Annotated in this window: 14 protein-coding genes; 4 read left to right on the top strand and 10 right to left on the bottom strand. The window is 69.4% G+C overall.

Annotated features, from left to right (window positions below):
* Positions 1-146 precede the first annotated feature (146 nt).
* The 3 genes from G8O29_RS17625 to G8O29_RS17615 form a co-directional block, all read right to left on the bottom strand.
* On the bottom strand, positions 147-1703 hold the full coding sequence (locus G8O29_RS17625) for a trimethylamine methyltransferase family protein (protein WP_166404526.1): 1557 nt from the start codon (positions 1701-1703) through the stop codon (positions 147-149).
* Between the two features lie 103 nt (positions 1704-1806).
* Positions 1807-2499: an HAD family hydrolase gene (locus G8O29_RS17620; RefSeq protein WP_166404525.1), complete on the bottom strand. Its 693-nt coding sequence runs from the start codon at positions 2497-2499 to the stop codon at positions 1807-1809.
* 24 nt (positions 2500-2523) lie between these two features.
* Positions 2524-2790 (bottom strand): DUF3572 domain-containing protein, encoded by a 267-nt coding sequence (locus G8O29_RS17615; protein WP_242679177.1) that lies wholly within the window; start codon positions 2788-2790, stop codon positions 2524-2526.
* Between the two features lie 180 nt (positions 2791-2970).
* On the opposite strand from G8O29_RS17615, the gene G8O29_RS17610 reads away from it, so the two are divergent.
* Complete coding sequence (locus tag G8O29_RS17610; RefSeq protein WP_166404523.1) at positions 2971-4356, top strand: diguanylate cyclase; 1386 nt, start codon at positions 2971-2973, stop codon at positions 4354-4356.
* Between the two features lie 29 nt (positions 4357-4385).
* Here the strand turns inward: G8O29_RS17610 and G8O29_RS17605 are convergent, their stop codons facing one another.
* The 4 genes from G8O29_RS17605 to G8O29_RS17590 are packed head-to-tail and all read right to left on the bottom strand — an operon-like array spanning position 4386 to position 6413.
* A complete protein-coding gene (locus tag G8O29_RS17605) occupies positions 4386-4898 on the bottom strand; it encodes a periplasmic heavy metal sensor (protein WP_166404522.1) in 513 nt (170 codons plus the stop codon).
* Between the two features lie 5 nt (positions 4899-4903).
* Complete coding sequence (locus G8O29_RS17600) at positions 4904-5242, bottom strand: dihydroorotate dehydrogenase (protein ID WP_166404521.1); 339 nt, start codon at positions 5240-5242, stop codon at positions 4904-4906.
* The gene (locus G8O29_RS17595) at positions 5232-5840 is read right to left on the bottom strand and encodes an RNA polymerase sigma factor (protein WP_166404520.1); all 609 of its coding nucleotides are present in this window, start codon (positions 5838-5840) and stop codon (positions 5232-5234) included. Before G8O29_RS17595 ends, G8O29_RS17600 begins: the two co-directional genes overlap by 11 nt.
* Positions 5841-5882: 42 nt before the next feature.
* Complete coding sequence (locus G8O29_RS17590) at positions 5883-6413, bottom strand: EF-hand domain-containing protein (RefSeq protein WP_166404519.1); 531 nt, start codon at positions 6411-6413, stop codon at positions 5883-5885.
* Between the two features lie 190 nt (positions 6414-6603).
* Here G8O29_RS17590 and G8O29_RS17585 point away from each other — a divergent pair, with 190 nt between their 5' ends.
* Together G8O29_RS17585 and G8O29_RS17580 are read left to right on the top strand one after the other, a co-directional pair.
* Positions 6604-7002: a DUF983 domain-containing protein gene (locus tag G8O29_RS17585; protein ID WP_166404518.1), complete on the top strand. Its 399-nt coding sequence runs from the start codon at positions 6604-6606 to the stop codon at positions 7000-7002.
* Complete coding sequence (locus G8O29_RS17580; protein ID WP_166404517.1) at positions 6995-7603, top strand: NUDIX hydrolase; 609 nt, start codon at positions 6995-6997, stop codon at positions 7601-7603. Before G8O29_RS17585 ends, G8O29_RS17580 begins: the two co-directional genes overlap by 8 nt.
* Here G8O29_RS17580 and G8O29_RS17575 read toward each other — a convergent pair.
* Positions 7523-8512 (bottom strand): fatty acid desaturase, encoded by a 990-nt coding sequence (locus G8O29_RS17575; RefSeq protein ID WP_166404516.1) that lies wholly within the window; start codon positions 8510-8512, stop codon positions 7523-7525. The genes G8O29_RS17580 and G8O29_RS17575 overlap by 81 nt on opposite strands.
* A gap of 110 nt (positions 8513-8622) precedes the next feature.
* Between G8O29_RS17575 and G8O29_RS17570 the strand changes: the two genes are divergently transcribed.
* Positions 8623-9480, top strand: coding sequence for a helix-turn-helix domain-containing protein (locus G8O29_RS17570; protein WP_166404515.1), 858 nt, complete (start codon positions 8623-8625; stop codon positions 9478-9480).
* Between the two features lie 60 nt (positions 9481-9540).
* On the opposite strand, the gene G8O29_RS17565 is transcribed toward G8O29_RS17570, so the two are convergent.
* Both G8O29_RS17565 and G8O29_RS17560 read right to left on the bottom strand, forming a co-directional pair.
* Positions 9541-10032 carry a lipocalin/fatty acid-binding family protein gene (locus G8O29_RS17565; RefSeq protein WP_166404514.1) on the bottom strand — a complete coding sequence of 164 codons (492 nt, stop codon included), beginning with the start codon at positions 10030-10032 and terminating at the stop codon, positions 9541-9543.
* Positions 10020-10363: hypothetical protein (locus tag G8O29_RS17560; RefSeq protein WP_166404513.1), on the bottom strand; the 344-nt coding region annotated here is incomplete at its 5' end. The genes G8O29_RS17560 and G8O29_RS17565, both read right to left, overlap by 13 nt.

The raw sequence follows: 10363 nt of genomic DNA, 5'->3' as shown, positions 1-10363 counted from the left end.
GAAAACACCAGCACAGGCCCTCGCCGAGGAACTCGAAAAAACACCAACAACCGTTGCACTTGGAACTTGAGTTAACCAATCCTGAACGCCCGCAGACAAGCCATTGATTCCAAAAGACGCACAAAACTGTCCGCGCGCGGCGCACCTCAGAAGTCGGTTGGCGCCCCGCCCTCCTCTTTCCGCCGGGCGACGAACCGCTGCAACTCCTCCAGCTGGTCCCCCGGCATCGCCGGTGCCTCGAACTCGGCCAGGATCTGCTTGTAGATCCGATGCGCCCGCTCCACCGTCCAGACCGACCCGTCCGCGGCCCAAGCCTCATAGTTCCGCCAGTCCGACACGAAGGGCTGGTAGAAGGCCTGCTGATAGCGGTCCTGCGTGTGCTGGATGCCGAAGTAATGCCCCCCCGCGCCGACCTCCCTGATCGCCTCGAAGGCAAGGTCCTCGTCCCGCGTGGCCCAGGTCGCCTCCTCGAAATACCGCTGGATCATCTGCAGGACCTCGCAGTCCATGACGAACTTTTCGGGGCTCGCGATCAGCCCGCCCTCCAGCCAGCCCGCGGCGTGATAGACCATGTTGGTCCGGCTCTGCACGGCGGACCAGAGGCTGTTCGACGTCTCCCACATCGCCTGCCCGTCCGGCACGTTCGCCGCGCAGACGCCGGAGGCCCGCAGCGGCACGCCATAGAACCGCACCAGCTGCCCCGTCATCTGCGTCGCCCGCATGTATTCCGGGGTGCCGAAGGCGGGAGCCCCAGACTTCATGTCCACGTTCGAGGTGAAGGTCCCGATCGCCACCGGACAGCCCGGCGCGATGTATTCCAGCAGCGCCACCGCCGCCAAGGCCTCGGCAATCGACAGCGCCACCGCCCCCGACATCGTGACCGGCGCCATCGCCCCGGCCAGCGTGAAGGGCGTCACCACCACCGGTTGGCCCCGCTTGGCCATCCGCATCGCGCCGTCCAGCATCGGATAGTCGTGTTTCAGGGGCGAGACCGAGTTGATGTTGGTGTACATCCGCGGCTTCGCCTGGAACTCGGCCTCCGTCAGCCCGCCCGCGATGCGGACCATCTCCATCACGTCCTCGACCCGTTCGGCCCCCAGGCTGTAGGCGTGGACCACCTTGTCGGTCAGCGTCAGCTTTTCATACAGACAATCCAGATGCCGGACGGACGCATGGATATCCACCGGCTCCACCGGATAGCCGCCCGCGATGTGGATGCAGTTGAAATACTGCGTCAACTTCATGAATTCCTTGAACGTCTCGAAGTCGCCCGAGCGCTTGCCGCGTTCCATGTCCCAGGCGTTCGGCGGCGAGGAGACGTTCACGAACAGCATGTGCTTGCCGCCCATGATCAGCTCGTGATCAGGGTTCCGGGGGGTGATCGTGAAGGTCTCGGGCGCGCGGGCAACCATCTCCATCACGAAATCCTCGTCCATGCGGACGTTGGTCCCGTTCACGATGCAGCCCGCCTTCCGCAGATGCTCCACTGCATCCGGGTTCAGGAACTCGATCCCGATGTCGCGCAGGATGCGCATGGCGGTCTTGTGGATGCGCTGCACCCCGTCCGCATCCAGCGGCTCGACCGGAGCGTCCGGGTTCACCGGGATCCGCCAGGGCATCTGGTCGATCACCGAGCTCCCCGCGCGGACCTTCATCCCCGCCCGGCCCCCGGCACGCTTCCTGCGGACTGGTTCATCGATCATCGTTGCATCTCCGTTGCCTATATCCGAAGATGCGGAAGCGGCGCGTCGGGCGTTACCGCGTTTGCGACAAAATCACGTCGCTTTTGTTCGCGGCCCGGCTTCTTCAGCTGTTCAGGCCGGCCAGCCAGCCCGGAATCTCGCCGATGTCGCGCAGAACCGCGTCGGCATGCGGGGCAAGGTCCTCGCGCCGGGCGACCCCGGTCAGCACCGCGATCCGGCGCATTCCGGCGGCGCGGCCCGCTTCCAGATCGTGCAGGCTGTCGCCCACCATCGCCACCCGGGACGGCGACAACCCCGTTTCGCGCGCGAAGGCCAGGCACATGCCCGGCCCGGGCTTGGCCCCGTGTCCCGAGTCGTAGCCCGCGATGAAGTCGAAACAGTCGGTAATGCCGTGCCGGGACAGATGCTGCCGCGCCGGAGCCTCGGAATCGTTCGTCGCCACGCCCAGCCGCAGCCCCCTGCCCCGCAACGCCTCCAGAAGCGGCCGCAGCGGCACCGCCTCGGACATCGGCGCCAGGGCGGCGCTGGCGTCGATCCTTTCGGTCAATTTGGCCACCGTCACCCCCGGCAGTTCCGGCGCCAGCGCCGCGGCAATGTCGGCCGCCGTCGCCGCGATCACCGGGCTGTCCGGGGCAAAACTGGCGGTCGCGGGATCGAAGCCGATCGCGCGCCCCAGCCGCGCCGCATGGGCGGCGTCCCGTGCGATCCGGGTCAGAAAGCCTTCCGCCCAGCGGCCCCAGCTGACCCGGAAGTCGAACAGGGTTCCGTCCTTGTCGAACAACAGGCCATCAATCATCGCAGCCGCATCCCGGGTTCAGCGTCAGGTCCAGTGCATCTCGGCCCCGCCCGGCAAGGCCAGGCGCGCGGCCAGAGGTGCGGTGTAGGGATGACCGTGGCCATCGCAGAATGCAACCACCCAGCGGTCCTCCTGCAAGAGGAAATCCAGCACCGCCGCCTGGAACTCGGCCTCGCAGGCCCGGGCGCGCAGCTCTGCCAGACCGGCGCCCGTCGCGGCAAGGAACTGCGGAAAGATCTCGTCCTCGGCCGCGATCCAGGCCAGGGCCTGCAAGGCCAGTGTCTGCGCCATATCGGGTGTCATCCCAGCCCCATAGCCTTTCGATGCCGGCCCGGCCCGATGCCGTCGCAACCCGCTGCCCGGCATCACAGCTTTGCGAGAACGGCCCCGGCAGGACGTGTTAAAGGATTTCTTAACCTTCTTCCGGGCAGACTGTCCTGCATCACGGCGATGGACAAGACGGCAAGGAAGATGAGCGCACGGATTCTCATCGTTGACGATGTGGCAGCGAACCGGATCATCCAGCAGGCCCGGCTGTCCGTGGCCTTCTACCAGGCGCTCCTGGCCCATGACGGGGCCACCTGCCTTGCCATGGCGCAGGAACACCGGCCCGACCTGATCCTGCTTGACCTCGGCCTGCCCGACATCTCGGGGCTCGAGGTGCTCCAGCACCTGCGCCGCGACCCGGCCTGCCGCGACATCCCCGTCATCGCGCTGACCGCGACAGGTGCCGCGGCCGAACGGCTTGCGGCCTTCGCGGCCGGGGCCGACGATGTGATGGACCATCCCGCCAACGAACGGGTGCTGCTGGCCCGGCTGCGCAACCTCTTGCGCCTGAAGGCGGAAAGCGACTTTCCCGCCCCTGATGCTCTGGCGGTGCCGGGCCTGGCCGAGGCGCCCCTGGCCTTCGAGCCGCAGGCGACCATCGCGCTGGTCACGCCGCATCACCAGTCGGGCGAAGCCCTGCGTGACGCGCTGGCCGGAAAGCTGCGCGACCGGCTGGTCGTCCTGACCCGCTCCGAGGCCCTGGCCGAGATCGCCAGGCACCAGCGCCACAGCCTGCCCGAGGTCTTTGTGTTGCAGGACGACGGTCGCAATCCTTCGGCCACCCTGCGGCTTCTGTCGGAACTGAAAAGCCACCAGGCGACACGGCATGCGGCGGTCTGCGTGGTGGGGCCGGCCGGGGCGGGGGACGAGGCGGCGATGGCCTTCGACCTTGGCGCGGACGATGCGGTCGGCCCGGCCGTCTCGGCCGAGGAGCTGGTGCTGCGCACCCGCGGACTTCTGCGGCGCAAGCGGCACTCCGACCGGCAGCGGGCCCGGATGCAGGACGGCCTGCGCCTGGCGATGCGCGACCCGCTGACGGGCCTCTACAACCGCCGCTATGCCGCCCCGCAACTGTCCGCCGTGGCCGCAAGGGCGCGGGCCGAGGGGTCGCCCTTTGCGGTCATGGTGATGGACCTCGACCGTTTCAAGCAGGTGAACGACCTTTACGGCCACGCTGCGGGAGATCAGGTTCTGGTCGAGGTCGCGCGCCGGCTGACCGCCAACCTGCGCGACTGCGATGTGCTGGCGCGGATCGGCGGCGAGGAGTTCCTGGCCATCCTGCCCCGCACCGGCATGCCCCTGGCCCGCGCCGTGGCCGAACGTCTGTGCCAGGTGATGGACGACGAGCCGATCCGCCTCGCCTCGGGCGAGGCGCTGCGCGTCACCGTCTCGATCGGCGTCGCGGTGGCCGGCATGGCCGGTCCGGACAGTTTCGGGATCGAGGGTCTGGTGGAACAGGCCGACCTGGCGCTTCTGGAATCCAAGGGCGCCGGGCGGAACCAGGTCACCTATCGCCTCAGCGCGGCCTGACGCGCGCCGACCGGAGCCGCCCGCGCCGGTCAGGGGCGCGGGCGGCGCTGCAAGCCACGCTCCAGCCGGTCGGCGAAGGCCTGGCGCTCGGCGGTGGACATCTCGATCAGCCGGGTCTCGATCAGGCTGCGGCCCAGTTCCAGCCGGTCCGCGTTGCGGGTCTCGATGGCGGCAAGGGCTGCCTTCAGGGCTTCGGGATCGAAGGGTTCGGCCCGCAGCGCGGTCAGGAGGCCCGCGAATTCAGCCCGGGCCGCCTCGCGCGCGGTGCGGAATTCGCCCAGCCGTCCCATGAGGTCGCGGCGCAGCGCCCGGCGGTCCTTGTCGCTCAGCGCCTCGGTGAACGGCCCGAAGGACAGGTCGCGCGGCATGCCCTTGCGCGGACCCTCGCGCAGCCAGGCCCCCAGGACCAGTCCCGCGACCACAAGGTTCAGCCCGACCGACACCGCCAGCGCCAGCTTCAGCCAGCGCGCCCCGGACGGCGCGGGGGCGGGCGCGGGCGGACCGGGAACGGGCGGCTGTGTCGGGGCATGTTGGTCGGTCATCGCGGTCAGCCTTCGGTCGTCAGGAAATCGGCATCGGGAAAGAATTCCGCCGCATCGGCGGTGGCCCCGGTCAGGTAGTCAAGCGTGGCCGGGCTGAGATAGCCCAGCGCAAGACCGAAGACCGCCGCGGTGCCCAGCCCGGCCAGGACCGGCCCGCCCCCCAGCGCGGCGGCGATCCGGGACAACAGCCCGGGACGCACCGCCACCGGCCCGGCCTGCAACACAGGCGGCTGCGGTTGCTGCGCCAGCGCATCGGCCAGCACCCGTCGCATCAGATCGTCCGACGGCCTGGCCGGCGCCGCAGCCGCCGCCGCAAGCAGGCGGTCGAGATCATCATCCTGCATGTCCGTCATCCTCATAACCCAGGGCCTCCTTCCGGCCCGCCAACAGTGCCGCCAGCGCGCGCTTGCCGCGTGCGGTCAGACTTTCCACCGCCTCGATCCCGATCTCCATGATCGCCGCGATCTCGGGGTTGGTCATGCCTTCCAGGTGGCGCAGCACCACCGCCTGCCGCTGCCGGTCCGGCAACCGGGCCAGCGCAGCCTCCAGCGCGGCAAGCCGCCCAGCCGCTTGCAGCCGCCCCTCCGCGCCGGGGGCGGCATAGGCCACTTCGGGCGCATCCTCCAGCGCCAGCTGCCGCCGGCGACCGCGGGCGCGCTGGCGGTCGATGCACAGGTTGGTGGCGACCCGGAAGGCCCAGGTCGTCACCTTCGTCTCGCCCTGACGCCATTGCGGCGCGACCTTCCACAGCCGCAGCATGGTTTCCTGCGCCACATCCTCGGCCTCGGCCCGGTCGCCCGACAGAAGCCGCGCGGCATAGGCCAGCACGCGCGGCGTGACACGGCGGGTCAAGGCCAGCGCCGCCTGACGGTCTCCATTGGCATAGAGCACCATCAGCGCCTCGTCCGAGGTCTCGTCGCCTGCATCGAAGGCCATCGTCATCCTGCGTCAGGTCTACCCTCGCATCTGCCGCGGGAAAAGGCGTCAGTTCCGGTCGCCCTGCATCATGTGCCGGCGGCCTTCCCGGCGTTTGCCGACCTTTTCGGCGGCGGCCTGCGCTTCCGCCTTCGAGATCGCGCCGTCATTGTCGGTGTCGATCCGGGCGAAGTTCCGGGCGATCGGACCCTCGCGCATCTCGGCGGCCGACAGCGCGCCGTTGCCGTCGTCGTCCATGTTCTCGATCATCCGGGCGGCCTGACGGGCCAGCATCTGTTTCAGCAGCATCGCCTGGATCTCATCGGCGCCGAGTTGCCCATCGCCGTTGGTGTCGGCAGCGGTGAATTCGGCCGCCCGATGCGCGGCGATCTCGGCCTGGGTGATCTTGCCGTCCTTGTCCGCGTCGATGGCATCGAACATCTCGGCCAGCATCGCACCCGCCCCGCCGGCCCCGCCCATGCCACCCATGCCGCCCATGCCCCACATCCCGCCCATGCCCCGCTCGGCCATGGCAGCGGTGCCCGCCAGGGCTCCGGCAAGGGCCAGAAGGGCGACGGTGGTCTTTTGCGCTGCTTTCATCGGTTCTTCTCCTGTCTTTGGGCCGCCTGTCGGCCCGTTCTGCACCCTCACACGACCGGACGGCGCGCTTCCGTCGCGGGAAAATGCGACACGCGGACACAGGTCCGACCTTTCCCCTGTGATCCGGCCCTGGGCGGCGCTATGGTGCACGCATCCCGACCGCACCGCCGGAAAGCCGAGGACCGAGACCATGAGCCTGACCGACACGACCGCGCCGGAAGACCGCCCGCTGAAGCCCGCCCTCTGGCGCGGCTGGCGGCGGCGCTGCCCGAACTGCGGCGCCGGGCCGATGATGCGGGGCTATCTCAAGGTGCGCGATGCCTGCCCGGTCTGCGGGGAAGAGCTGCACCACCACCGCGCCGACGACGGTCCGGCCTATCTGACGATCCTGATCGTCGGCCACCTGCTCGCGCCGCTCCTGCTGTTCACCTATTCCTCCTGGCGCCCCGAACCCCTGGTGATGGCGGTCGGCTTCACCATCGGCACCGTGGCGCTGTCGCTTTACCTGCTGCCTCGGCTGAAGGGGGCGCTGGTGGCGCTGCAATGGGCGAACCGGATGCACGGCTTCGGCGCCGCGCCGCATGACTGAACCGATCCGCCCGGCGGCGACGGTCGTCCTCTGGCGCGAGGGCAGCGCCGGACCGCAGGTCCTGATGGGCCAGCGCGGCGCGGGTGCGGTGTTCATGCCGTCGAAATTCGTCTTTCCCGGCGGCCGGGTGGACCCCGAGGATCTGCTTGCCCCGCGCGAGGGGTTCCTGTCCGACGCATGCGCCCGGCGGCTTGGACTGCTGGTCCCCGAGGATGCGCCCCCGCCCGGCAGCATCGTCGCCGCCGCCCTGCGCGAATTGTCCGAGGAGACGGGCCTGAACCTTGCCGCCATGGACTGGCCCTCGCTGCGCTTCGTCTTTCGCGCGATCACGCCGCCCGGCCGCAGCCGCCGCTTCGACGCGCGCTTCCTCTTGGCCCATGCCGAGGCGCTGGACGGCGACGGCGAGGATTTCTCGGCCGCCTCGGGCGAACTTTCGCACCTGCCCTGGCTGCCCTTGCCCGAGGCCCGCGCGTTGGACCTGCCCTTCATCACCGAGGTGGTGCTGGCCGAGGTTGCGGCGTTACTGGCGGGCGGTGATCAGCCCGGCGTGCCGTTCTTCGACAATTCCGGCGCCACCCCGCAGTTCCGTCGGCTGGTCTAGCGCCCCGCCCTTTTCGACCGGCCAGATCGGATGCGGCACCGGGTCCTTGGCGCGGAACAGGAACTGCCGGAAGATCTCGGCATAGCTGCGGTAGCGGTAGCCGTCGTTGCGGCGCAGGTAATGGTCGCGGTTGGCGAAATACATCGCGGGCAGCCTGTACCAGGGCACGGCCGGGTGCATGTGGTGGACAACGTGGAAATTGTTGTTCAGGAACAACAGGCTCAGCGGCCCCCGGCTTTCGATCACGACCGTCCGCGCCCGCGCCGCCTCATGCGCGCGGTGTTCCAGGAAGGTGCGGATCTTCAACAGGCTCATGCTCAGGTAGACCGCCACCAGATAGGCCCAGACCGGCATCTGCCCCAGCGTCAGCAGCCAGGCCAGGACCAGCGCCAGCCCCGCCAGATGCAGCGCCCAGGCGAGCATGACCCGCCGGTCGCCCTTGCGCGCCAGCCGCCAGTCCGACGCCAGGAAGACCACCGTCGAGACCGCCGGGCCGATCAGGATGCGCCCCGCCAGCGTGTTGTTCAGCTGCAAGACAAGCTGCACCGGCCGGGACAGCCGCGCCCAGACGGCGGGGTCGAGATAGTTCGACTCCGGGTCGTCGTAAGGGTCGGTCAGCGCAGGGTCGAAATGGTGTTGCAGGTGCAGGTCCTTGAACCGCAGGTAGGGAACAAGGACCGTCAGGCCCGGGAACACCAGCGCCTCGGACCAGAGCTGCGACCGGAAGGGATGGCCGTGCAGCACCTCATGCGTCAGCGAGGAGAACTGCGCGATGGCAAGCGCGGCGGCGGCGATCGCCAGGACTGGGGACAGCGGCCAGAGCCAGGTGGTTGCCAGCGCCCAAAGGGCGTAGGTTGCCGCGAAGACGATCAGGGTGGGCCATTCGACGGCCCGGGTCTCGGTCTGCAAGATGGCCCTCGGTTCAGGGTAACATTGCCGTGACAGTAGCAAGTCCGCCCTCTGCCGGGAATTCGGGATATCGTAAACTTTACTCCGCAGATGTTCTTGAGAAACGACAAATGCCGGAAAAAATCGACAAACGCGACCGCGCTCAGATGTTCCGGCAGCGCCTGGCCGAGGCGATGGCCGCGCGCAAGGTCAGCCAGTCCGCGCTGGCTCGCGCCTGCGGGGTGGACCGCTCGACCATCTCGGCCCTGTTGCAGGACGGCACAAGGATGCCGAACGCCCAGCTTGCCGCCGACTGCGCCCGGGCACTGGGGATCAGTGCGGACTGGCTTCTGGGCCTGTCGGGTCGCCCCGAGCCGATTGCCGACCTGCTTGCCGCCTCGCTGTCGCTGACCGAAGCGCCCCGCGCGCTGATCGACGAACGCATCTTCGCCTGGCACCAGGAGGCGGCGGGCTACAAGATCCGCCATGTCCCTGCCACCCTGCCCGACATGCTGAAGACCCGCGCCATGGTCGAATGGGAATACGAGCCCCAGCTTGGCCGGACGGCGGAACAGGCGATCGGCGCCTTCGAGGACCGGCTGAAATGGATGCGCGGCGCGGGATCCGACTACGAGATCGCCCTGCCGATTCACGAGCTGACCGCCTTCGCCACCGCCTCGGGCTATTACGAGGGCCTCCCGGCCGATCTGCGCCAGGCCCAGCTCGACCACCTGATGGCGCTCTGCGACCAGCTTTACCCCTCGCTGCGGGTCTGCCTGTTCGACGCGCGCAAACTGTTTTCCGCCCCGGTCACCATCTTCGGGCCGCTGCTTGCGGTGATCTACCTTGGCCGGCACTACCTGGCCTTCCGCGACAGCGCCCGGATCGAGACGATCAGCCAGCACTTCGACTTTCTGGTGCGCGAGGCCGAGGTCGGCGCCCGCGACATGCCCGCACATCTGCGCGGACTTCGCGACCGCGTCCGGTGACGGCTCCTCGTCCCCGGGCCCGACCCGGCGAGGAGGGGCGAAGCCACCGACGAGCGGGGCCTAAAGCGCCGTCATGGCCGCCGTGCGATAGCCGTTGAAGTCGAAGATCTCGCGCGCGGCCTGCATCCGGTCGGCCGGAATGGCGCCCCGGTCCAGCAGCAGCCCGAACCGACCGGACGGCGTGCCGATGGCCAGCGTGCGGTAGCCGGTATCGACCCAGAGGATCCACCAGTCCTCGCCCGCGACCCTCAGCCGTCCCGGCCCCGTCACCGGCGCAAGGCCCGAGACGTTTCGCGCCACCCCGGCCAGGCAGAGCGTGCCCTCCATCCGCAGCCCGCCCGCCTCGGGCGTCAGGACCACCGAGCCCGCCCGGCAGCTTGCCCCTTCGGCCTGGAAGGTCGCAACCTGGCGCCAGGTCCCTGCGGCCTCTGCCGGCTGGAAGGCCGCAGCCGACCAGATCGGGCTGCCCTCGGCCCGGAAGGCGGTCGCCACCGGCGCCTTTGCGGCGCAGGCGGCCAGGAACAGCGCGCAGGCGAGACCTATTCGAGACACAGGGTCACCCGGGCACCGTTATCCTGGAGGATCTCGTTGCAGCCATACATCGGCTTGTAGGGCGAACAGGTGCCGGACCTGGCCAGACAGACCCCGTCGCACTGGCTTTCCCGCTGGCAACGTTTGCCCGCGTCCTTCGTCCGGCGCACGCAGGCGCGCTTTTCGCCCTTGCCGATCTTGTACCAGCTGCCGCCCTGCTTCTCGCAGGCGATCTGTGCCTCCGACTTGGGCGGGGCCGCAGGGACGGCCTGCTCCGGGGCAGGCGCGGCGGCCTGCGCAGGGTCCGCCGCTGCCGCCACGGGTGCCGGGCCGGCCGGAGCGACCGCCGCGG

Origin of the sequence: Rhodobacter calidifons, assembly GCF_011174775.1 — a bacterium.
GTDB classification, from domain to species: domain Bacteria; phylum Pseudomonadota; class Alphaproteobacteria; order Rhodobacterales; family Rhodobacteraceae; genus Tabrizicola; species Tabrizicola calidifons.
This window is presented reverse-complemented; position numbering and strand designations above follow the sequence as displayed.

Coding starts and splice junctions, on each gene's coding strand:
- G8O29_RS17600 (WP_166404521.1), bottom strand. CDS start 5,242: ATGCAGGATGATGATCTCGACCGCCTGCTTGCGGCGGCGGCTGCGGCG.
- G8O29_RS17610 (WP_166404523.1), top strand. CDS start 2,971: ATGAGCGCACGGATTCTCATCGTTGACGATGTGGCAGCGAACCGGATC.
- G8O29_RS17620 (WP_166404525.1), bottom strand. CDS start 2,499: ATGATTGATGGCCTGTTGTTCGACAAGGACGGAACCCTGTTCGACTTC.
- G8O29_RS17625 (WP_166404526.1), bottom strand. CDS start 1,703: ATGATCGATGAACCAGTCCGCAGGAAGCGTGCCGGGGGCCGGGCGGGG.
- G8O29_RS17605 (WP_166404522.1), bottom strand. CDS start 4,898: ATGACCGACCAACATGCCCCGACACAGCCGCCCGTTCCCGGTCCGCCC.
- G8O29_RS17595 (WP_166404520.1), bottom strand. CDS start 5,840: ATGACGATGGCCTTCGATGCAGGCGACGAGACCTCGGACGAGGCGCTG.
- G8O29_RS17570 (WP_166404515.1), top strand. CDS start 8,623: ATGCCGGAAAAAATCGACAAACGCGACCGCGCTCAGATGTTCCGGCAG.
- G8O29_RS17590 (WP_166404519.1), bottom strand. CDS start 6,413: ATGAAAGCAGCGCAAAAGACCACCGTCGCCCTTCTGGCCCTTGCCGGA.
- G8O29_RS17580 (WP_166404517.1), top strand. CDS start 6,995: ATGACTGAACCGATCCGCCCGGCGGCGACGGTCGTCCTCTGGCGCGAG.
- G8O29_RS17615 (WP_242679177.1), bottom strand. CDS start 2,790: ATGGCGCAGACACTGGCCTTGCAGGCCCTGGCCTGGATCGCGGCCGAG.
- G8O29_RS17585 (WP_166404518.1), top strand. CDS start 6,604: ATGAGCCTGACCGACACGACCGCGCCGGAAGACCGCCCGCTGAAGCCC.